Genomic DNA, 22,638 nt, shown 5'->3' on the forward strand with positions numbered 1-22,638 from the left:
ACAGATAAAACATTTTAGACAATCGCTGCGGTATAGCCACAGTGAATTTACATTTTTGTTTTATACAGTCACTTTATGTGTAATTAAATATAATATCATTGCCAAAAATGTCATGATGATAATTCCTTTCCCTATGTGATCATTTCCTGAGCGATACGCAAACCTTAAAAAAATCAAATTGATCAATACGGCAATGGTATATGTTGCCATTGGCTTCTCGGGCAGAAAATGAAGTTCAAGATCGGTGAAACGCACCAGCAAAAATGCGAGTAAGGGAAATATAAGGCCTATGCCCAGGCCTATCCAAAGATTATTTTTCACTCTTGCTGTATTTGTTCATACCATCCAAATGATCAAAACTCCATGAATTCAGTTCCGGAATAGCATGATGTGCGGTCATGTCAAATTGTGTAGGAACAACGGATACATAGTCATTTGCTAATGCAAAACTATCCGTATCTTCTCCACGGTCTTGCAAGACAAATTTTCCTGTCGTCCAATAATAGTCACGGTTATGCGGATCAATACGTTCATCAAATTCCTCTACCCAGTGCCCTCCAGCCTGTCTGCAAATTTTAATACCTTTAAATCCTTGTGTTTGCGGAAAATTGACATTGAGCAATGTATTTTTGGGTAGGCCGTTGGCCAAAACTTGTTCCGTTATAGAAATCACATAAGGTCTACAGTAACTAAAGTCCGCATCATGGGAAAAATTGTCCAGCGAAAAACCTACAGAAGGAATTCCTTCGATAGCTCCTTCGACCGCAGCAGACATTGTTCCAGAGTATAAAACATTAATTGAATTATTGAGCCCGTGATTAATACCGGACACACAGATATCCGGTCTTTGCCCTTTGAAGACTTTATTTACGGCAAGCTTGACACAATCTACCGGTGTTCCCGAACATTGATACATTTCAACCCCTTCATAAAGATTGATCTTATCTAATCGCAGCGGCCTACCGAGCGTGATCGCATGTCCCATCCCCGATTGAGCGGAGTCCGGTGCCACGACAACAACATTTCCGATTTTTTGCATTTCCTCCAACAGCACCTTAATTCCCGGAGCTGTAATACCATCGTCATTAACAACTAAAATATTCGGTTTTTTCTTTACCATATACGAAGTTAATAAATCTAAAACCGAGAAGTAAAAAATATGATAATTACTGCGGGACCAGCTCGCTTATCTGAGCAGCGGTGCCCGGGTCTCAAGACAGAAAGAATCAGGTATGAGCTTCCCAGAATGGCCGAAGCACTTGGGCCGATTTTGTAAGTGCTGTCATTTTATGAACTGTCTCTCCATAGCCCTTATGTAGCTCATGGTACGCTACAAAATATTTTTCCAGTAGGTCATATACACTTGATAATACGGATAAAAAATCCTCCAGATCGATACTTAGCGATTCTATATCAACATTCATATCACTAGAAAATTCAAATACATCATCCAGCACGTTAAATTTTAACGGGTCGAGTGGTTTGTCATACCTATAATACGTATCTACGATATCATTATACTCTTGTTCACGCAGCGCGATACGATCATAGAATTTTACGGTATTGCGATGTGCTGCCTCGATCTTGAGGTAACAGTCGCGCAGTTCGATCTGTAATTTGATATCCACCTCGACCAAAGGCAATTCCTTGTTCAAAGCACCTGTATCACTGTACCAATCTAACATAGCTACTAATTCAGCAATCTCGGCATCTAGATCTGACAGCGCTATGGATTCCAGCAGGGCATTTCCCCGCTCCTGTTCAAAGCGGATTTTCATAAACCAAGCTTGGTCGTGTGCTTTCCGGTAATTCAATAAGGCCTTTTCTTCCAGATTACTTGGAAAACCAATATCTTTTGTCAGGTAATTTATACTCCGTAGTGGATGATTGATTGTGATGCTCTTAAGATCCATGGTTATGCTTAAATTGGTCATTGTTTTTTAAAGCTAATAAAGAAAAAAATATTTTCCGTAAAAAAGAGCGGTAATTTTCCGTGCCTTTGATCTTAGCTACGGAAAATCACCGCTCCTATAGGTTACACGATATAACAGCGAACAACGTCACTGTAGACCGGTGTCGGATCAGGCCCCAGGTAGGTTACACGAAACTCGTACTCTTTGAGGTGCTCCAAGTCCTTAATCGTTATCTTTGATTTTGGACTAATGACCGTGGTCCAAGGAACGGTACCGACCGCGCGGTATTCAAATTGATAGAATCGGGCTCCTTTCCACGATTTGACCGTCATTTCGGCGATCAGCAATCCTTGCACAGCCAGCTGTACAACCAGTCCGTTTGGCTTCGGAGAAAGTCCATAGTAGCTACCGCTTACCTTGGTCTTCGATGGGATAAATCCCGCTGCCAAAATCAGATTGGCATCTCCATTTGCTACAAGTTCCACGTGTAGAGAAAGATGGTATAAGGCCTGTTTTAGCCGGGATCCATATTGATTTTTGATCACGACCTGACGTTTGTCGCGATAATTCGCTTCGGTAATACCGTCCCGGAAAAGCTCGAGTACGACACCGAGTTCTGCCAAAAGTGCTGTGGCTTCTGGAAATAGATTGGCGTTTTCAGTAGATTTTTTGAAAACATTTTCAGCATACTTAAGCAAAGTTGCTTCTGTCTTGATTTGGTTTGATAATGTTGGCTTTGCCATAATTGAAATAATTAAAAATGTAATTAATTTTGTTAATGGCTCAAATCTACGACAGCGGGCTGACGAACTAGGGGGCAAAATCGGCCAACTTTCCGGCAGGACAGGACTTTTTGTTGCCGATTTTGACACCTTAATACTAAATTTAGACAAAAATCATCGTCTACACCCGTTTAAACATAGATTTTAGGGGTAAGCAAACACTTACCGTTGCTAAGGAGAGATGAACAAAACGTCCTTGACATTTCATCAAACGTCCTTAGCATTTTACCAAATGTCCTTAGCATTTTACCAAACGTCCTTAACATTTCATCAAATGTCCTTAGCGTTTTACCAAACGTCCTTAGCATTTCACTAAATGTCCTTGACATTTTACCAAACGTCCTTAACATTTCATCAAATGTCCTTATCATTTAACCAAACGTCCTTAGCATTTCACCAAACGTCCTTAACATTTTACTAAACGTCCTTAACATTTCATCAAATGTCCTTAACAATACGCCGCCGCCGAGCTCATTTATACAAATGATTGGCGTATTACAGTTGACGCTGATCTTTCAGAACCCAAATTTTTCAAGCAATACACAAGCACAGCGCTACCTGTCACCATAAGTTGACAGCAGAGCGAAGAACTGAACATCGTCTAAATGAATATGGATTAAAGGCTGTCGGCTAGGTAATGAAAAATGTGATTACGCGCTAAGACTGGGGATATGATCGCTTAACAAAGGATTCCTTTTTACGACGTTGCGCTCTAAACTCATTGGGACCAATTCCAAACCGCTTTTTAAACGCCCGGGCAAAATGTTTGGGACAAGCAAAATTCAATGCGAAAGCTATCCCTGCCAGAGAATCATCCGAATGAATTAGGTATTCCCTCGCATCCATCAATCTATATTCGAGTATCATACCAACAACCGTGAACGACTTTCCCTGAAAACTACGGGACAACTTACGGGGGCTGACGTTCATTGCTTCCGCAATTTTTGCGACAGACATATCTTCGTCGTCATAATGCCGACGGATATACATGACAGCTTTCTGATAGAGCAGGGAATCACTATGATCTCCGGCAGGCTGCTGATTAGGTTTTAGGTCCTGAAATAGCTGTTGGAATAAGCGCAAGTTCCAATTTGCGAGTTGAAAGGCTGTTCCAAAAGAACGAAATTCAAAGCGTCGCAGCGATTCCAAAACATTATAGAGCTTACTCTGAATCGGCGTATATCCGAGATAAGATTGCGGACGCTGATTACCGTCGGCCATTAACTCCTTCAATTTCGGATAGTCAACCATTAAACTGTCCAGATGTTTTCCCGCAACCCCAAGGATCAGAAACCATGATTTTCCTTCATCGAGGAGCAATTCTGGCTCTCCTTCATTTAAATGGTAGCAATGGGCCTGCCCCGAAGACATCAGCAATGATTCGGTCAGCTTCAGTTTTCCCTGTCCAATGAAATGGAGATGAAGCCAAAGCGAATAATCCCCTATCTCAATGGTCGTGGAACGTGGTGTATCGATACCATTTTCCTTACATTCGATCCATACGAAATCACTTGTCTGGAATATGCGCTGACTTGCCAGTGCTACGGGAAACAACTGCCGCTCGCCCTCGGGCAAAAATGCCAGATAGCCGTCGTATTGCCTAGGGGTATTTGATCGTGTATATAGCGATTGAACAAAATTGGTTTTGAGCATGCTAATAATTGGTGTATTGTTTTAAAGTTAATAACTTTATTGCTAATAACAAAGCATGGGTGGTCCTATTGCGGTCGCAATAATTTTCCATTCTATTGGTAATATACCAACCATCAACTACGCAAATTTCAAATTTACTTTGAGATTTGCATAGTTTCCAGGGCTATGAGCAAGGGCATCGAGGTAGTTTCTTTAAGTGTTTTAATCAAAAATTTAAATAAATACGTCGATTAATAACTATGCAAATTTCAAATTTACTTTGAGATTTGCTTCCCAATATGCCCACAAAGTAAGTTCAGTTCTTAGAATGATAGGCGGATTTAAAATAAAGTAATGAAGATCCTACATAACTTTGATAACTAATATAACTTTAAAATCCAACTAATGTATCTGGTTTTCATTAAACCGATGTATTTAACATTCTACCGAAATTCAATTACGACATCGATTGCGTAAGATTATCTCGTTATTGACAAATATTAGCCCTAAATTTAACATTCAAACAAAGAAAATAATTCAGTTATGAGCATCAATTTTGAATCCCGCTATGCTATCGGGCCTAAAGAATACAAAACCTTAGATACACAAGGGCTAAGAGATAATTTTCTCATTGAAAAAGTTTTTGAAACCGACAAAATCAATTTTGTCTACACGCACTATGACCGTTATATGGCCGGTGGTGCAATGCCAGTAAATACAAAAATCAAACTAGATACCATTCCGGAGCTACTAAAAGAACCTTACTTCCTTTCGAGAAGAGAATTGGGTATCATCAATGTCGGCGGCAATGGCCAGGTCGAAGTGGATGGTGTTACTTACGACCTAAATACCAAAGAAGCACTCTATATTGGACAGGGGGCTCAAGAAGTTTATTTTGCAAGCAAAGACGCCGCCAATCCGGCAAAATTTTATTTAAACTCAACCCCGGCTCACCATAGTTATCCGACTAAAAAGGTGACCAAGGAAGATGCCAATAAAATAGAATTAGGATCACTGGAAACAGCCAACCATCGTACCATTAACCAAATGCTGCTGAATAAGGTTGTACAAACCTGTCAATTACAAATGGGAATGACGGAACTAAAGCCAGGATCGGTATGGAACACCATGCCTTCGCATACACATGATCGTCGTATGGAGGTTTATTTTTACTTTGAATTGCCGGAAGGTCAGGCGGTATCTCATTTTATGGGACCAATAGATGAAACACGTCATCTCTGGATGCATAATGATCAAGCGGTCATTTCTCCGCCTTGGTCAATTCACTCGGGGGCAGGAACGTCCAATTATACATTTATCTGGGGTATGGCGGGTGAAAACCTGGACTATGATGACATGGACAAATGTGCTATCACCGAGCTTAAGTAGTATTTTGGAGATTGGAGATTCTATAACAAAAATACCAAATGAAAAAAACATTCATATTAAGTTTGACGCTCGGGCTTTCAAGTATCGCCTTTGCCCAAAACAATAAGACGATCACAATAAATAATCCCTCAGCGGTAACCAGAACGGAGCTGATCAGTATTCCTTATACAAGGTTCGAAAAACATTTCGAACTGAAGAAAAATGTCTTTACGATTGTCAGTAGCAAGGATAACGCTGAACTGGCTTACCAATTGGAGAAATTGGGACAGCCGAAACCGCAAAATGTACTGATACAGGTATCTATTGCCCCTAAAAGCTCGCTAACTTTTGGCGTAACCGGAAACAATCCCCAAGCCGTTACTCCAAAGGCTTATGCACGTTATGTCCCTGAACGCAAGGATGACTTTGCCTGGGAAAATGACATTGCCGCATTCAGAGCTTATGGAAAAGCTTTGGAAGGTAGCTCTGAGGATGCCCAGGGATTTGATTTTTGGGCTAAACGTAGTAACGACCTTGTTATTGACGATTGGTATAAAACAGGAGATTACCATGCCGATCACGGTAAAGGTTTAGATTATTATTCGGTAGGTCAGACCCTAGGAGTAGGAGATGCAACTCCATTTATTGACCAGCAAGTCGTTTATCATAAACATTATCGTCAATATGAAGTATTGGACAATGGTCCTTTACGCACTACATTTAAACTTACTTATGAACCGGAAAATGTAAAAGGACAACAGTTACAAGTCGAAAAAACAATTTCTCTGGATGCTGGAAGTCAGCTCAACAAAATAAGTTATGCAGTCAAAAATACAAGTGCAAGCAGTACCCCTATAGTCGTTGGTCTTGCCAAACGAAAAGAGGACCAACCGCAACTCTTAAACGACCCAAAAAATGGTGTTTTGGCATATTGGGAGCCTGCTGAAGGAGATAAAATCACCGGAACAGCCCTGATCTTACCGAAAGTAAACTATGTATTTAAAGATAGTCCAAAACAGTTTTTATTGGCGACTACAGTAAAAAACAACCAACCTTTGGTTTATTTTGCCGGAGCAGCATTTAATAAGGCGGGTAAAATAACCAGTTTTGATCAATGGCAATCCTACATCAAAGAATTCAGAAATAACTTAAATCAACCATTAACGATAAAATACGCAAAATAATGTCTATACTGCAATCTTTTGATCTGACCGGAAAGGTCGCTTTGGTAACTGGCTGTAAAAGGGGAATAGGTAAGGCTATAGCGGAAGCATTAGCGGAAGCCGGAGCGGATATCATCGGTGTTTCGGCATCGTTGGAAGCCACGGGCTCCGCAGTGGAAAGATCTATCCAGGCATTAGGCCGCAACTTTTATGCGTACCAATGTGATTTTTCAAAAAGACCGGAATTATATAAGTTTATTGAAAAAGTAAAATCAGAGCATCCAACAATAGACATCCTATTCAACAATGCCGGAAATATCCTTCGTAAACCGGCCGCAGAACACCCCGATGAATACTGGGATGAAATCATTGAAATCAATCAGAATGCACAATTCATTCTGACAAGGGAAATTGGAAAAGATATGATTTCACGTGGAACTGGTAAGATTGTATTCACGGCATCGTTATTGACTTTTCAAGGCGGTATCAATGTTCCGGGATATGCTGCATCCAAAGGTGCGATAGGATCATTGGTCAAGGCTTTTGCCAACGAATGGGCCTCCAAAGGCGTGAATGTAAATGGTTTTGCGCCAGGTTATATCGCAACGGATAATACGGAAGCACTGCGAGATGATCCCGAACGTTCGAAATCCATCTTGGACCGTATCCCTGCAGGACGCTGGGGTACTCCGGAAGACTTTAAAGGACCGGCAGTATTCCTCGCCTCAAAAGCGGCAGATTATGTACACGGCACTATCCTTACTGTCGATGGTGGATGGATGGGAAGATAAAAAATCAATCTTTTAACATTTCTTGTTTTAAAAGTCTTTATCCTTTGGGGTAAAGGCTTTTTTTACGACCCTAAATCCAAGATTGCTGAAGGACGCGTTTGGGCTGGCAGAGCCGATATAAACCGTATTGAAGGCCGAACAGCTCCTTTTGCTGCACCACCATGAGCCACCTCTTGCATGAGCCACAGCGCGCTCCCCATCCCTATTTAGTTTGCCCGAACAGAATTCAAATACATTACCAAATACATCGTAAAGCCCCCATGGATTTGGTTTAAAAGTCCCTACCGGAGAAGTATACATATGCCCATCCGAATAGTCTGCTTTAAGATGATCGATACCATGCCATATATTCGCGTATTGCCCTATATTTTCTTTATTCACCCCTTCAAAATAACGACCGTCATCACCCGCTCGCGCAGCGACCTCCCACTCCTCCAAAGTAGGTAATCTGCAATCAGCCCAAGCACAATAGGCCAATACATCTTTAAAAGATAGACAGGTAACGGGATGATCCATTTTGTCTTGTATACCGCCACGGCTTATGCCATTCGGAAAACGCCAATAAGCGGTGCTGTCCTGCAGCCACCTGAACTCCGCAAGCCCGGGCTCAAATACCATGGCATTATGATAGCGTTCGGCCAAGGTCCGGTAATTCGTCGCCTGTACAAATTTTTCAAATTCGGCATTGGTCAGTTCGTATTGAGCAATCCAAAAAGGTTCAATTTGTACTGTTCTTTTCGGATTATCCAGACTCATCGTATCCCCCACTTGATAATCCCCCCCGGGGATTAAAACATATCCCTTCTCCTGGCCTACTAATGATATATAGCTCAAGAGAAACAAGATCAATATGGATAATGCTTTCCTCACTGATTTTGACGTTTTTTATAGCAGCCCCCTAATTTATCTACCTTTTTTCTCATTGTAATATCCCATTGCTCTACGATATATTAATGCTTCATTCTCCTTATTACAATCTAAATAGGAGTAGTAATTACTCGTCTCTCCATATAGCTTTTTGAAGGATGTGGACTTCATAAATTCGCTATACTCGCCACGTTTCATTAGTAACAGCAACAAAGTCAACGCATCCTTATCTTTCGGGGTTTTCTTTGCATATTCAATGATAAATGGAATCATTTGCCAGCCATTGATCTGTTCGATCGCCTCTTTATAATTCACGCCCATTCGTTTGCTTCTCAAAACAGATTCCTGGATCAGTTTCATGACCGAATCCCTGTTTTCCTCCAGAAAATCAGTCTGTCTTTCTGACCACCAGGCTTCATTAAAACCTCCGAGCAACTTACCAAATATTTTCTTGTCAATAGCTTTCTGATTTTCTGGTATATCGCAATTTTGGGCATATACCTCAGCATGAATCATAGTATACGTAAATTTTTCACGTAAAGTTAAATTCTTAAAATCCGTCGCTGAGAGAGCCAGTAACCCAGTATCTGAACCGTCTTTATCTTCCACCGGTGCCAACTTGGCGATCATTGCTTTCACCTTTGCCAAACCATATGGAGGTATTGTCATCTTTGTTCTGAATTCAATGGCAGCGGGGTCCATGATATAATCACTTCCCATCTCATCTCCTGTCTGTGCAAAGCCACAGGTCCAATGACTTAGGCAGATAAATAATAAAATTAAACTCCTCATATCGTATACATAATGCTATTTAAAAGTAAAGAAATTATTCTTACCAAAAACAATTCCATTTTTTAAATCCAAAACCACAGATTTTATTAAGCCTGATGTATAGCTATTCAAAATCAGGGCCTCTCCAATAAGCTTTCCAACCATAGGAAAACAAAAAATCCCTGAATCTCTTATGAAATCCAGGGAGTAAACTCTTCTTAAGAATATGGCCCTTTAGGAATAAAGGCCCTTTTTGTCTATAAAATCAATCACTTTTTTCGGTGTGAAAAACTGAATATTCTTATTTTCTTTGATTGCCTTTCGTAAAAACGTTGAAGAAAGCTCCATTAATGGCGTATCAGTCATGGTTATAGCCGGATGATCCTTTAGTTTCCCTCCGTCGTAGCCCGGCCGAGGATACACATAAATATGATAATCACGCAAAATAATCTCGGCATTCTTCCATTTTTCCAATGATTCTAAGATATCCTCCCCCATCAAAAGCACAAATTCTCTAGTTGGATATTTTTCCTTCAGATGCGTTAAGGTGTCTATGGTATAGGATGGTACCGGCAAATGGAATTCAATATCGCTCACGCGCAAATGTTCGCAATCCTCAACTGCTAGATTGAGCATTTCCAAACGATCATAGGGATCCGCTAAAGTTGATTTTTTCTTAAATGGATTCTGTGGAGATACCACAAACCATACTTCATCCAGCCCGGTAAAATTGGCCATGTAATTTGCTATAATCAAATGCCCGACATGCACCGGATTAAAAGAACCAAAGAACAAACCAATCTTTTTCATTTAGCTTTTTATTTATTGATGAAACCCATTACAATTTCTTCTGCTTCAGCGCAAGCTGTCGCTAGATCAAAATTATTCAAGATCACATCAAACTTATTCGCATAAGTAAGCTCCAGTTCCGCTTTGGCAAATCTTTCCTGCAACTTTTCTTCCGAATCTGTGCCACGTCCGGTAAGGCGTTCTTTCAGCACTTCTAATGAAGGTGGCTGTACAAATATAGAGATTGCCTGATCCGGAAATTTAGATTTCAGGCGTAATCCTCCGACGACATCAATATCGAAAATAACATTTTTACCCTCTTTCCAGATACGTTCGATCTCTGAACGCAACGTACCATAAAATGTACCCGAATAGACTTCTTCAAATTCGATAAACTCCTGTTTGGCAACTTTATGCAAAAATTCTTCTTTGGACATAAAGTAGTAGTCTTTTCCATCGACCTCCTGCCCCCTTGGATCGCGGGTACTCGCAGAAATAGAAAATTCTATTTTATCCCCATGTTTACTTAAAAGGTCTCTTACTATAGTTGTTTTTCCCGCTCCTGATGGTGCCGAGAAAATAATTAATTTACCGCTCATCCTTATAATACGTTGAGCAACTGCTCTTTTATTTTTTCTAGTTCTTCTTTCATTCTAACCACGATCTGTTGTATACCGGCATGATTAGCTTTGGATCCCAAGGTATTGATTTCACGGCCCATCTCTTGGGAGATAAACCCTAATTTCTTACCATTGGAATCGGCAGAATCAAAGGCTTTCAGGAAATAATTGCAGTGGGAACGCAACCTAACTTTCTCTTCAGTGACATCTAATTTGTCGATATAGTAAACAAGCTCCTGTTCAAAACGATTCTGATCCACGTTCTCTTTACCCACACTATCATTGAGAAATTGTTCTATACGCTGTCTGATCAATGGGATACGCTCAACTTCCAGACCTTCGACCTCACTCAAATAAATCAAAATCAGCTCAGCTCGCTTTTTTAGATCTTGAGCCAATACATTTCCTTCGTCCTCACGGAATGTATTGAAATGTTGGACCGCATCATAAAAAGCATCCATCAATACGCTCGATTCTTCATCATCAACGGTATCGTCGTTGTTGGTGACAACTTCGGGCATATTTAACGCCAATTCAAATAGATTGACATGCGTATCATTTAGCTCATTTGCGATCTGCTGCAATTGACCGTAATATTTTTTCAGTAAATCAGCGTTGATAGATGAGGCCTTGGCTGTTTGATCAGTATATTCTACGGTTACGTTCAGATTAACTTTGCCGCGTTCAAGAAGCTTACTGCACTCTGTGCGCAAGGTCAGTTCTTTGTCCGAAACTACTTTGGGCAGACGAAGATTTAATTCAAGAAATTTTGAATTTAAGGACTTTATTTCGACACTATATTTGACTTTACCGTTCTCTTTGGAAGCCGTGCCATATCCTGTCATGGATTTTATCATATGCAAAGGTATGATTTTTCATTTTCTTTACCAATCATGCTTTGCAATAATAACAACGAGATAGCTTTCATAAGGTTTGGCCCCCTTACACTTAACATAACCGATTCCGATATCATACAGCGATGCGTTCCAACGATCCATCCCTAGCAGATGCGTACGGTGATGATAACCGGGTGCTTCTTTTCCTATGATTAACGCTTTTATCGCATCAGTCGCACTGGCGCGATTAGCAGCAATGGATTCAAAGTTATTGGCGCTCCTTTTTTTTAGCCAAGACTGATTTAAACCATATCCGGCTTCTTCAATAAAATAATTGGGTCCATAGCCCTCCGGAGAAACATGATCAAAATAAGACCGTTTAGCCATATCCTTAGCCCGGTATTCCGCTACCTCGGCAAGCTGTTTATTCCAATTAAGCTTTGTTCGGGTAATCTTATGTAAATTAAAAAGCTTCAGTTCCTTTTTATATCGCTCTGGATTTGTTCGAATTTTGTTCAACAGATCAAAGGCTTCTTTTGCCTGATGACGATCGACTTTGACACGTTGTGCCAATGTAAGCTGCGCGACAAATAAGGTAAACGCTAAAATGAAATATTTCATACCAATCCTTTAACCTTAAAAGACTGAATTTAGTATTTAACGTTTAATCTTTTTTTGACCTTTTAACAGCTAAAAACTGTATCAACATGGGTATTAGACTGATAAATATGATCGCTAATACAACCCAGGAAAAGTTATGCCTGAAAAAAGGAATCTGTCCAAAAAGGTAACCCGCCAGAATAAATAGGGATACCCACACTATGCCTCCTAGTATATTATATTTACCGAAAATGCTGTATGGCATCTTGCCAATACCCGCTACAAAAGGGGCAAAGGTCCGGACAATGGGGACAAAACGCGCATAAACAATGGTCTTAGTACCATATTTAGCATAGAAATCCTGCGTTTTTTGAAGATAGGATGGTTTAAAAATTTTTGAGTCAGGTTTAAAAACCCGGATTCCAAAATATTTGCCGATCTCATAATTAACAAAATCGCCAGAAATCGCCGCACAGATAAGAATAAATAAGAAAAGGGACAGTGAAAGATTGCTTTCCGGTCGCGCAATAATGGCACCTAAAGCGAATAAAACTGAATCTCCCGGAAGGAACGGTGTAACAACAAATCCTGTTTCAGCAAAGATAATCAAGAATAGAATGAAATAAGTCCATCCTGCATAGGTATTGACGATCTGCAACAAGTGTTGATCAATATGCAGGATAAAATCGACCAGTTGAGAAACGACTTCCATAGGCAATAAATTAAAAAGGGAATCCTATTGGATCCCCTTCTTTGTTTTTATTTTCTCTTTTACCAACTCAAATATAATAGGTAATACCGATAGGAAAATGATCAGCAGTACCACCTTCGAAAAGTTATCTCTAATAATTGGGATATTGCCCAAAAAATAGCCCGCTAGTGTAATACCTCCTACCCATAATATTGCTCCAACAACATTGTATGTAATGAAAGTACCATAATTCATCTTTCCGATACCACCAACAAATGGTGCTAACGTGCGTACAATAGGTACAAAACGAGCAATTACAATTGTTTTACTACCATACTTTTCATAAAAAGCGTGTGTTTTGGCAATTTGCTCATCTTTGACAACCTGTTTGCCAAAAAGCTTGAATTTGGTCAGTCGCATTCCAAAATGCTTTCCGATGGAGTAGTTGAGTGAATCACCGGTTACCGCAGCGATCAATAAAATCAATATCATTAACCAGACATTCAATTCATTTGGCTGTGCGGCTAGCATTCCCGCAGCAAACAATAAGGAATCTCCGGGTAAGAAGGGCATGACAACCACCCCTGTTTCAACAAAAATGATCAGAAACAGAATAAGGTATGTCCATAACTGATAATCATTGACAATCTCAACCAAATGTTTATCAATATGGAGAATAAAGTCAAGAAGATGTGTAATTAGTTCCAAAGCTGATCAGAAGATTAAGCGTTATTCAACATTACAGGCATAACCAGCATCAAAATATCTTCATGATCCTCTGAAGTAGCAGGAATCAACAAGCCTGCACGATTTGGCGTACTCATTTCGATAACGACCTCTTCACTTTCAAGGTTGTTTAACATCTCAACCAAAAACTTGGCATTAAAACCTATTTCCATATCATCCCCTTCAAACTGACAGGACAAACGCTCATGTGCTTCGTTGGAGAAATCCAGATCTTCAGCAGAGATATTCAATTCACTACCTGATATCTTCAACCGTACCTGGTGTGTGGTTTTATTGGCGAAAATAACAACCCTTCTTAATGTATTTAAGAAAAGCAATCTATCAACCGTCAGTTTGTTCGGATTGAGCTGGGGAATCACCGCAGCATAATCAGGATAGCGCTCATCGATCAAACGGCAGATCAGATTGATATTACCAAAACTAAAAAATGCATTGGTCTGATTATATTCGATAGATACTTTTGTATCATCCGAAGGCAATGACGATTTTAGTAAAGAAAGTGCCTTCTTAGGTAAAATGAGTGAAGCCGGTTTTTCAGCACTGATATCCGATCTGGTGTAACGTACCAGTTTATGTGCATCTGTCGAGACAAAAGTCACATTTTTCTCAGCCAATTGGACCAACACCCCAGACATGGCCGGTCTTAATTCATCATTACTTACCGCAAAGATGGTCTTGCTGATCGCTTCAGAAAGTACTGGAGCTGGCATCTGGATAATAGATCCATTGTCAATCGAAGGAATTTTAGGAAAATCATCTGCATTTTCTCCGCTCAATTTATATTTACCATCACCTGCACTGATCTCTATAGCCAATGTATTCATGTCTACCGAAAAAGCAACAGGCTGATCGGGAAGAGTTTTTAATGTTTCTATCAAGATCTTTGAAGGCATAGCTACTCTTCCTTCTTCTTTTGCCTCGATCGGTAAAGAAGTAACCATACTTGTCTGTAGATCCGTAGCAGAAATAGTCAAGTTATTGTCTTTTATTTCAAAAAGAAAGTTTTCCAGAATTGGTAAAACAGTACTTGTACTAGATGCTCCATTGATAGCTTGTAACTGCTTTAATAAAATTGATGTTGATACAATGAATCTCATTTCCTAATTACTAATTATTATGTGCAATAATACACAAATTAATCAATATTTTTCCGTTTTGTAAACGCCTTTCTTTCCACAAACACAGATTTAGAGCACTTAATTAAGCAATTGTATTTCAATTAATAAGCACGCTTTCAAAAGTATAGAAAACAAATACGCCCTGATAAATCACAATATTTATTACATTTGTATAATAGCAGTAGTGTATGCAGTTTAAAGATATCATTGGGCATAAAGACATCAAAGAACATCTTGTTCATACGGTTCATGAAAACCGTGTGAGCCATGCGCAATTATTTTTAGGCCCAGAGGGTTCAGGAAGCCTTGCACTGGCCTATGCCTATGCTCAATTTTTAAACTGTGAAAATAAACACGCTACGGATAGTTGCGGCGAATGTCCATCTTGTCGAAAATATAGCAAGCTGATTCATCCGGATTTGCATATGTCTTATCCGTTTATTGCCAAACACAAAGAAGATACAGCAGCTGATTACGCTGAAAACTGGCGAAAGTCCTTTTTGACCAATCCTTACATGGGATTGGAATACTGGCGCAATCAACTGGATGCAGACAATAAGCAGGTCAATATCAATATTGCCGAAGCACATGGTATCATCAAAAAACTGAGCCTTAAAGCATTTGAGGCTGAATATAAAGTGTTGATCATGTGGTTGCCTGAATACTTGGATACCCAAGGCAATGCCTTATTGAAATTGATTGAAGAACCGCCCGAAAAAACGTTGTTTATTCTGGTCGCTGAAAACCAGGATAAAATTTTAAACACCATTATCTCACGGACACAGCTGGTCAAAATAAAAAAACTGGACCATTCCGAAGTCGCACAATATTTGAAAACAACGCATCACCTGTCCGATCAGGAAGCCTCCGAAATAGCTTTTATAGCAGATGGCAACTTGCAGGAAGCACTTAATCAGTTGAATACACAAACCAATAATCATTTTGGTATTTTGGTAAACTGGCTGCGATTTATCGTATCGGATGCTGGCACAAATATGATCTCTTTAGTGGAAGAGGATTTATCCAAAATGGGCCGTGAAAATCAAAAGACCTTTCTTTTTTATGCCATCAACATGATGCGCCAGATTATTTTGATTAAGGAAGGCCTCTCCAGTCTTGTCTTTTTACCTGCAAAAGAATTGGATTTTGTCCAAAAATTTGCAGTACATTACACAGTAGAACAAATTGAAGCAACAATAAATCTATTTGAGGAAACGCATTATTTTGTAGAAAGAAATGCAAATCCCAAAATATTATTTTTAGATTTATCTTTGCAGTTAACATTAATATACAAATACAAAACGTTTCCGAAAGGAACTCAATATATATAAATAGAAAACTATGGGATGTGGCAGTTGCTCATCCGGCGGAGGTTGCGGTACGACCACAGCAAGTGGAACACCGGCGGGATGCCAAAATAATGGCTCTTGCATGACTAGCGGATGTAATAAATTAGATGTATATGACTGGCTTTCCGATATGGATATGCCATCAAACTATAAACCATTCAATATCGTAGAAATACGATTTAAGGGATCTCGAAAAGATTTCTTTATTAATGTAGACAACTTATACCTTGAAATGGGAGAGATGGTCGTTGTAGAGCCCTCAACGGGAGGATATGACGTTGGCCACGTTTCTTTGACGGGTGAATTGGTCAGGCTGCAATTGAAAAAGAACAATGTTACCGCAGAATCGGTCACAAAAAAGATCTATCGGAAGCCAAATGAAGTGGATGTAGAAAAGTATAATGCCGCAAAAGATCTGGAATGGGAAACCATGCATAAGGCACGTAAGCTTGCTTTGGATCTGGGCTTATCCATGAAAATTTCTGATGTAGACTATCAGGGCGATAAAACAAAAGCGACGTTTTATTATACTGCCGAAGGCCGTGTGGATTTTCGTGAATTGATCAAGAAGATGGCTGAAGCATTCCGTATACGGATAGAAATGCGCCAGATCGGAATGCGCCAGGAGGCAAGCCGCCTTGGCGGTATCGGATCCTGTGGCCGTGAACTTTGTTGCTCTACCTGGCTGACGGATTTTAAAACCGTATCCACGTCAGCAGCGCGCTATCAGAATCTATCGTTAAATACGTTAAAGCTAGCCGGGCAATGCGGTAAATTGAAATGCTGTCTCAATTATGAATTGGACAGCTACATGGATGCGCTGAAAGACATTCCTAACAATATTGACCGTATTGAAACACTAAAAGGTGTGGCTTATCTACAGAAAACCGATATCTTCAAAAAAATGATGTGGTTTTCCTTCCCCGGAGCAGAAAACTGGATTGCAATGCCAGTTCAACAAGTCAAAGAACTTGTCGAAATGAATAAGCAGGGTATCAAACCAGAGGCCATATCAAGCGCAATAGAGACCGAAGATATCCGGGAGGAGAAAATTGTCAACTACGATTACGAAAATGTAGTCGGCCAGGATAGCTTAACACGCCTGGATGACCGTAACAAGAGAAAGAAAAAGCGGAAAACTAAAAGCAATAGTAACGCTAAACCGGAAAATAAGAATGGTCAGAAAAGCGATAAAGCTGAACAAAATCCACCAAAACAGGCCGTAGCTAAACAGCAGAACAATCCGGATAGTGCTGTTACGGCAACGGGTGGCAAAGAGAATAAAGAAGGGCAAAATAATAGACCTAAAAAACGCTTTAATCGGCATAGAAATAAAAACAGAGGCAACAACAACACTTCCTCAAAAACAGAATAAAACAAATATGCCTAATTTTAAAATGTTAGGCATATTCTATTTTTATAGATTTAAAATGAAACTAAAGGCTTTTCTTTTTGGAACTTTAAGTATTGGTTTATGGGCATCTTGTGACCAAACTGCCATTCTAAATGAAAATAAACCCATCGAAAATAAGACATGGCTGTATACCTCACATCCTAGTTTTCAATTCCATATTAGTGACAATACGAAGAAATACGATGTATATATGGATGTACGTCATACACCAGAATATGCTTTTTCCAATCTCTTTGTGTTGATTTACCAACAGGGTCCCAATAAGAAAACATATACCTTCCGTAAGGAAGTTAAATTGGCAAAATCCGATGGAAAGTGGACCGGAAAATCATCGGGTAGTCTTTACAATCAGCAGGCTATTCTCCATAAAGATTATATATTTCCGGACACCGGATTATATACAATATCCATTGAACAGAATATGCGAGATAATCCTTTAAAAGAAATTACAGATATTGGATTGACAGTAATACCAAAATAATGTGCCTTTTTCTACGATATCTTCTTCTTCCTTTTTCGCTGATCTATGGGTCAGTCGTATGGTTACGAAATCGGCTCTATGATTTTCAGTTGCTACCGGCTCGATCTTTCCAAATTCCTACCATCGTAATCGGTAATTTAGCTGTTGGCGGTACCGGTAAAAGCCCCATGACCGAATTCGTTGTCTCCTATCTTAGCAAGCAGTACAACGTAGCTATCCTCAGCAGAGGTTATGGTCGAAAAACAAAAGGATTCCGGATGGTGCAAATAGATTCTTTGGCGACAGATGTAGGTGATGAACCTTTACAGTTCAAAAACAAGCTTCCAAATGTCACTGTAGCAGTATGCGAAGATCGTTGTACGGGCATAGAAAAACTTCAGGGGGATCATCAGCTTATTATTTTGGATGATGCTTATCAACATCGAAAATTATCGCCTTTATTTACTATCCTCTTATTCGATTTCCGGTCCTTTTCACAACCGATGTTTGTATTTCCCGCCGGAAATTTCAGAGACTTACTTATGGAATCCAAACGGGCGCAAATCATAGTCATTACAAAATGTCCCGCCAATATTTCTAGTGAAGACAAAATACGTATAGAAAAAAAACTGCGCCGTTATAACAGAGTAGCCCCGATCACGTTTAGCCATATAACTTATTTTGAACCAGTGAATGCCAATGGAAAACAGATTGATATCGAAAATAAAGATGTCGTCCTGGTGACAGGGATTGCCAAACCACAACCGTTGGTAGACCATATTACCCAAAAAGCCAAATCAGTCAATCATATTTCTTTTGGGGATCACCATGCATTTGACGAGGCAGACATTGACCGCATCTTAAAAACATTCCAATCCCTACATAGTGAAAATAAAATCATATTGACCACGGAGAAGGACTATCAACGGCTGAAACCATATAAAGCGCTATTTGATACGGTAGAACTTGTTTATCTGCCGATAGGGATTAAATTTAATGACTCAGGGCAAAGTACCCAGTTTTGTAATATTTTAAGTGATACAGTCGCTTCAAGTGTTAATCAACCTTAAATTTTGTTAAGGGCTAATATTTTAGTAAACTTTTTCGTCAAATTTATATTCAAAATAGAAGTAAACTTAAAATATAAGGCGATGAAAAAGAAAACTTTAATGGCAATAAGTGGCCTACTTTTGGCTACAACCGTAGCTTTTGCGCAGCAGCGTCAACAACGGACTCCAGAAGAACATGCGAAGATGCGTGTAGAACATCTGGACAAACTACTTACACTTAATCAAGTGCAAAAAGATTCCATCTATAACCTTACATTAGCCAATGCCCAACAGCGTGCAGCGCTAAAAAATGATGGTGGAGACCGCAAAGCCAATATGGAAAAATTCAAACAGCTCCAAGAAGCGCAGGCGACCAAAATAAAGTCTTGGCTCACTCCTGACCAAGTCAAATTATTTGATGAGCAGCAAGAAAAAATGAAGGATAGGATGTCTAAACGTTCTTCAAACTAATTTGCATAGAAAGGTCGATTATAAATAATCGACCTTTTTTTATAGTGTTAATATATGACATAAACACAGTTATTATTTTTCTGTTATTCAATTGCCCCTATTACTTAGCCATAAATACCATTATAAAGCCTTCCAGCATTATTTATCTATCCCAAGCAAACATTTCCTCAAGTTTAGACTGAACATCTTTCCTAGCCCTTTATTTGAACAAAACAATAGCAGGGCTATGTTATACTACGCCAAAAACACCTATTAAACTGATAATAAACACCATACACCCACATTTAGCGTTAAAAATTTGTTAAAGTAACATACTTGATACAATATAAATTGACTTTGATAGTTTTTATAGCAAGACATTATAGTTGTAACTTTTTAAATACAATAGATATGAAAAAGCTAATTTTAACAGGTATAGGGATGTGTCTGGCACTTAGCCTAACATTTGCCCAACAAGTGACACCAGAGGAAACTGCGGCAAAAGCCACTACCGAGCTGGTACAGAAGCTGAATCTGAACGATGAGCAGAAGACTGCCATATCCTCCATTCTATTGGATCAAGCAAAAGCAGAAGAAACAATTTTAAAAGACAGTACTTCCACTGCGGCTGCGAAAGGTGAAACCCTCCATAAACTTCAAACAGAAGTAGACGGCAAAGTGAGTCAATTACTGACGGAAGATCAAAAAACCATCTATCAGAAGGTAGTTGCCGAACGCCCGGCAAAAACTGTCCCTACGCCTACTGAACCTTCTAAAACAGAATCCAGTACGAATTAAACAAAAAAACAGACGTTAATAAATTCATTGAATAATTTCATTTAAAATTAAACATCATGAAAAAGTTATTTTTAACCGGTCTAGGATTTTTCCTGGCAATGAGTCTCACCTTCGCACAGCAAGCGACTCCAGAAGAAAATGCAACCAAAGTTGTGACCGAATTGGTCACCAAGCTTACGCTGAATGACGAACAAAAAACAGCCGTATCAACAATTGTATTGGATCAAGAAAAGGCAGTAGCGGCGCTTATACAGGATTCTACCACAACTCCTGAGGTAAAAAAAGAAAGCATTACAAAACTCCAGGGTGAATCAGATAGCAAGATTGCGCTATTATTGACTGATGAGCAAAAAGCAGCCTTTCAAAAATATATTGAAGAGCGGCCAGCGGTAGAAATTCCCGCAACCCCAACACCAGCAACAGAACAAAAGGAAAATAATAACGAAAACAGCAATCAACAACAATAATCATTCGACTCAATTAGAGGAATGTATTAAACCTCTGGATATGCTTAGGCATATTCAGAGGTTTTTTTATTATATCGTATTCCATGGGTACAAAAAAAGGCTGTCCAGATAGACAACCTTTTTACTTTAACTCGATATCAAGCTACATTAAGATTTCAATTTCTTCATAATGTCGCTGACATAAGTTTTAAATTTCTTGTCAGTTTCAATTAAATCCTCAACGGTTTGACAGGCATAGATGACTGTTGAATGATCTCTTCCTCCGAAGAATGCACCGATTGATTTAAGTGAAGATTTTGTGTGGGCTTTCGCTAAGTACATCGAAATTTGCCTGGCCTGCACGATTTCACGTTTTCTGACCTTTGACTTTACCATATCCACAGGAACTTCAAAGTATTCACAAACTAATTTCTGAATAAAATCCATTGAAATTTCCTTATGTGTATTTTTCACAAAATTCTTCAACATCGATTTTGCCAGTCCCAAATCAATTTCCTTTTTGTTCAATGTTGATTGAGCCAATAGCGAAACCATTGCCCCTTCCAATTCACGAACACTGTTATCGATCTGTGTGGCTACATACTCCACGACATTTTCAGGTAACTCAATGCCGTCAGAATACATTTTTTTCTTCAAAATCGCCATTCTTGTTTCAAGATCCGGAATTTGAATATCTGCAGATAATCCCCATTTAAAACGACTGAGCAAACGTTCCTCTAAACCAGCTAAATCTTTAGGTGCCTTATCGGAAGTTAAAATGATTTGCTTTCCAGATTGATGCAAATGATTGAATATATGGAAGAAGATATCCTGCGTTTTCTCCTTACCAGCAAAGTTGTGCACATCATCCATGATGATTACATCCATTGCCTGATAAAAATTTACGAAATCATTGATGGTGTTATTTTTCAATGAATCCACAAACTGCTGACAGAATTTCTCACAGGACACATAGATGACCAACTTATCGGGAAGATTTCTTTTGATTTCATTACCGATAGCCTGGGCAAGGTGTGTCTTTCCCAAACCTACATCACCATAGATCATTAAAGGGTTGAATGAAGTACCTCCCGGTTTGTTTGCTACGGCATAACCTGCAGAACGGGCAAGACGGTTACATTCACCTTCAATAAAATTCTCAAATGTGTAGTTTTGATTCAATTGCGGGTCAACCTGCAATTTCTTTAATCCAGGAATAACAAATGGATTTTTGATATCTCTATTCAAAGATACCGGCACAGGAATGGATTGTCTCTTACCCTCTGCCCCATTGCCATTCGATGGAAGATTAGTCGTATAGGGATGAGAAGCCGATGACTTCTCAACTACAATATTGTATTCCAATCTACCTTGCTCTCCCAGAAACTTCTTTACGGTCTTGCGAAGAATACCTACATAGTGTTCTTCCAACCACTCGTAAAAAAATAAGCTAGGAACTTGAATAGTCAAAACGTCACCCTCCAAACGGACTGCTTTCACAGGTTCAAACCAGGTCTTGAAACTTTGCGCTGGTATATTATCTTTGATAATCGAAAGACAATTATTCCAGACACTTGAATACGTTTTTTCCATTCTAAAATTGTTAATAAGTTGATTTACAATACGCGACAAAAAATATGTTGATAACTTTCTCTGAGAACGAAGATGACAAAAAAAAATCAGCTAAAAAACTAAAATATAAAATAATTAATAAAAATCTATATATCAGTTATTTACCTTGTAAAATTGTGGAAAACTTGCGCTAAAATTGATCTCTAAAAATAATTATTAACATTCCAAATTTATTTCAAAAAAAAGAACAAAAAAAGTAGTAAACATACTACAGATCAGTCTTAAAGGTCTAGAACTAAATTAACCAAAATAAAAGCGAAATACAACCTTTAGTTCATATATTTTTAATATTAAATTTATAAGAATTTAAAGTCTACTTAACAACATTACTCCATATCTTTCTAACCAATTC

The 22,638-nt window shown here is 39.0% G+C and carries 25 protein-coding genes; 10 read left to right on the top strand and 15 right to left on the bottom strand.

Translation table 11 applies throughout. The features are described from left to right. Positions 1-60 precede the first annotated feature (60 nt). From B4G94_RS16955 to B4G94_RS16975, 5 genes are all read right to left on the bottom strand, one after another. Complete coding sequence (locus B4G94_RS16955) at positions 61-321, bottom strand: hypothetical protein (RefSeq protein WP_165305132.1); 261 nt, start codon at positions 319-321, stop codon at positions 61-63. Then, a complete protein-coding gene (gene surE, locus B4G94_RS16960) occupies positions 311-1,120 on the bottom strand; it encodes a 5'/3'-nucleotidase SurE (protein WP_286860334.1) in 810 nt (269 codons plus the stop codon). The genes B4G94_RS16955 and surE overlap by 11 nt, the downstream gene beginning before the upstream one ends. A gap of 106 nt (positions 1,121-1,226) precedes the next feature. Further along, positions 1,227-1,934, bottom strand: coding sequence for a hypothetical protein (locus B4G94_RS16965; protein ID WP_286860337.1), 708 nt, complete (start codon positions 1,932-1,934; stop codon positions 1,227-1,229). A gap of 101 nt (positions 1,935-2,035) precedes the next feature. Further along, positions 2,036-2,656, bottom strand: a complete 621-nt coding sequence (locus B4G94_RS16970; protein WP_108635396.1) for a hypothetical protein — start codon at positions 2,654-2,656, stop codon at positions 2,036-2,038. Positions 2,657-3,352: 696 nt separating this feature from the next. Next, complete coding sequence (locus B4G94_RS16975) at positions 3,353-4,348, bottom strand: AraC family transcriptional regulator (protein ID WP_286860339.1); 996 nt, start codon at positions 4,346-4,348, stop codon at positions 3,353-3,355. Between the two features lie 522 nt (positions 4,349-4,870). Here B4G94_RS16975 and kduI point away from each other — a divergent pair. The 3 genes from kduI to B4G94_RS16990 are packed head-to-tail and all read left to right on the top strand — an operon-like array spanning position 4,871 to position 7,649. Next, the gene (gene kduI, locus B4G94_RS16980; protein WP_108635400.1) at positions 4,871-5,716 is read left to right on the top strand and encodes a 5-dehydro-4-deoxy-D-glucuronate isomerase; all 846 of its coding nucleotides are present in this window, start codon (positions 4,871-4,873) and stop codon (positions 5,714-5,716) included. Positions 5,717-5,754: 38 nt separating this feature from the next. Beyond that, positions 5,755-6,879 carry a DUF4861 family protein gene (locus B4G94_RS16985; protein WP_286860342.1) on the top strand — a complete coding sequence of 375 codons (1,125 nt, stop codon included), beginning with the start codon at positions 5,755-5,757 and terminating at the stop codon, positions 6,877-6,879. 5 nt (positions 6,880-6,884) lie between these two features. After that, positions 6,885-7,649, top strand: coding sequence for an SDR family oxidoreductase (locus B4G94_RS16990; RefSeq protein ID WP_181390622.1), 765 nt, complete (start codon positions 6,885-6,887; stop codon positions 7,647-7,649). 27 nt (positions 7,650-7,676) lie between these two features. On the opposite strand, the gene B4G94_RS16995 is transcribed toward B4G94_RS16990, so the two are convergent. The 9 genes from B4G94_RS16995 to dnaN all read right to left on the bottom strand — a co-directional run bounded on the left by B4G94_RS16995 (position 7,677) and on the right by dnaN (position 14,667). Beyond that, positions 7,677-8,519: a formylglycine-generating enzyme family protein gene (locus B4G94_RS16995; RefSeq protein WP_286860344.1), complete on the bottom strand. Its 843-nt coding sequence runs from the start codon at positions 8,517-8,519 to the stop codon at positions 7,677-7,679. 33 nt (positions 8,520-8,552) lie between these two features. Further along, a complete protein-coding gene (locus B4G94_RS17000) occupies positions 8,553-9,308 on the bottom strand; it encodes a hypothetical protein (RefSeq protein ID WP_286860347.1) in 756 nt (251 codons plus the stop codon). Positions 9,309-9,521: 213 nt separating this feature from the next. Continuing rightward, positions 9,522-10,097, bottom strand: coding sequence for a nicotinate (nicotinamide) nucleotide adenylyltransferase (gene nadD / locus B4G94_RS17005; RefSeq protein ID WP_286860349.1), 576 nt, complete (start codon positions 10,095-10,097; stop codon positions 9,522-9,524). An 8-nt stretch (positions 10,098-10,105) separates the two neighbouring features. Further along, positions 10,106-10,675: a guanylate kinase gene (gmk, locus tag B4G94_RS17010; protein ID WP_108635404.1), complete on the bottom strand. Its 570-nt coding sequence runs from the start codon at positions 10,673-10,675 to the stop codon at positions 10,106-10,108. Positions 10,676-10,677: 2 nt separating this feature from the next. Beyond that, positions 10,678-11,553 (bottom strand): YicC/YloC family endoribonuclease, encoded by an 876-nt coding sequence (locus tag B4G94_RS17015; protein ID WP_108635405.1) that lies wholly within the window; start codon positions 11,551-11,553, stop codon positions 10,678-10,680. Positions 11,554-11,580: 27 nt separating this feature from the next. After that, positions 11,581-12,153: a CAP domain-containing protein gene (locus tag B4G94_RS17020; protein WP_286860354.1), complete on the bottom strand. Its 573-nt coding sequence runs from the start codon at positions 12,151-12,153 to the stop codon at positions 11,581-11,583. Positions 12,154-12,196: 43 nt separating this feature from the next. Next, entirely contained in the window at positions 12,197-12,844 is a 648-nt protein-coding gene (locus B4G94_RS17025) for a DedA family protein (RefSeq protein WP_286860357.1), read from the bottom strand. 24 nt (positions 12,845-12,868) lie between these two features. Beyond that, positions 12,869-13,531, bottom strand: coding sequence for a DedA family protein (locus B4G94_RS17030; protein ID WP_108635408.1), 663 nt, complete (start codon positions 13,529-13,531; stop codon positions 12,869-12,871). Positions 13,532-13,545: 14 nt separating this feature from the next. Next, positions 13,546-14,667, bottom strand: a complete 1,122-nt coding sequence (dnaN, locus tag B4G94_RS17035; protein WP_108635409.1) for a DNA polymerase III subunit beta — start codon at positions 14,665-14,667, stop codon at positions 13,546-13,548. Positions 14,668-14,876: 209 nt separating this feature from the next. Here dnaN and B4G94_RS17040 point away from each other — a divergent pair, with 209 nt between their 5' ends. From B4G94_RS17040 to B4G94_RS17070, 7 genes are all read left to right on the top strand, one after another. Then, the gene (locus B4G94_RS17040; RefSeq protein WP_286860360.1) at positions 14,877-16,019 is read left to right on the top strand and encodes an ATP-binding protein; all 1,143 of its coding nucleotides are present in this window, start codon (positions 14,877-14,879) and stop codon (positions 16,017-16,019) included. A 10-nt stretch (positions 16,020-16,029) separates the two neighbouring features. Further along, the gene (locus tag B4G94_RS17045) at positions 16,030-17,412 is read left to right on the top strand and encodes a PSP1 domain-containing protein (RefSeq protein WP_181390621.1); all 1,383 of its coding nucleotides are present in this window, start codon (positions 16,030-16,032) and stop codon (positions 17,410-17,412) included. A gap of 55 nt (positions 17,413-17,467) precedes the next feature. Further along, entirely contained in the window at positions 17,468-17,932 is a 465-nt protein-coding gene (locus tag B4G94_RS17050) for a gliding motility lipoprotein GldH (RefSeq protein ID WP_165305123.1), read from the top strand. Beyond that, positions 17,932-18,981, top strand: a complete 1,050-nt coding sequence (gene lpxK, locus B4G94_RS17055) for a tetraacyldisaccharide 4'-kinase (protein ID WP_286860364.1) — start codon at positions 17,932-17,934, stop codon at positions 18,979-18,981. Before B4G94_RS17050 ends, lpxK begins: the two co-directional genes overlap by 1 nt. An 81-nt stretch (positions 18,982-19,062) precedes the next feature. After that, positions 19,063-19,431: a hypothetical protein gene (locus B4G94_RS17060; protein ID WP_165305121.1), complete on the top strand. Its 369-nt coding sequence runs from the start codon at positions 19,063-19,065 to the stop codon at positions 19,429-19,431. A 390-nt stretch (positions 19,432-19,821) separates the two neighbouring features. Then, complete coding sequence (locus tag B4G94_RS17065; RefSeq protein ID WP_286860368.1) at positions 19,822-20,208, top strand: hypothetical protein; 387 nt, start codon at positions 19,822-19,824, stop codon at positions 20,206-20,208. A gap of 56 nt (positions 20,209-20,264) precedes the next feature. Then, on the top strand, positions 20,265-20,675 hold the full coding sequence (locus B4G94_RS17070) for a hypothetical protein (protein WP_108635416.1): 411 nt from the start codon (positions 20,265-20,267) through the stop codon (positions 20,673-20,675). A 147-nt stretch (positions 20,676-20,822) separates the two neighbouring features. Here B4G94_RS17070 and dnaA read toward each other — a convergent pair whose 3' ends face one another. Then, entirely contained in the window at positions 20,823-22,247 is a 1,425-nt protein-coding gene (gene dnaA, locus B4G94_RS17075; protein WP_104384755.1) for a chromosomal replication initiator protein DnaA, read from the bottom strand. Between the last annotated feature and the right edge of the window lie 391 nt (positions 22,248-22,638).

The organism is Sphingobacterium sp. UBA7625 (genome assembly GCF_002484085.1).
In the GTDB taxonomy this organism is placed as follows: domain Bacteria; phylum Bacteroidota; class Bacteroidia; order Sphingobacteriales; family Sphingobacteriaceae; genus Sphingobacterium; species Sphingobacterium athyrii.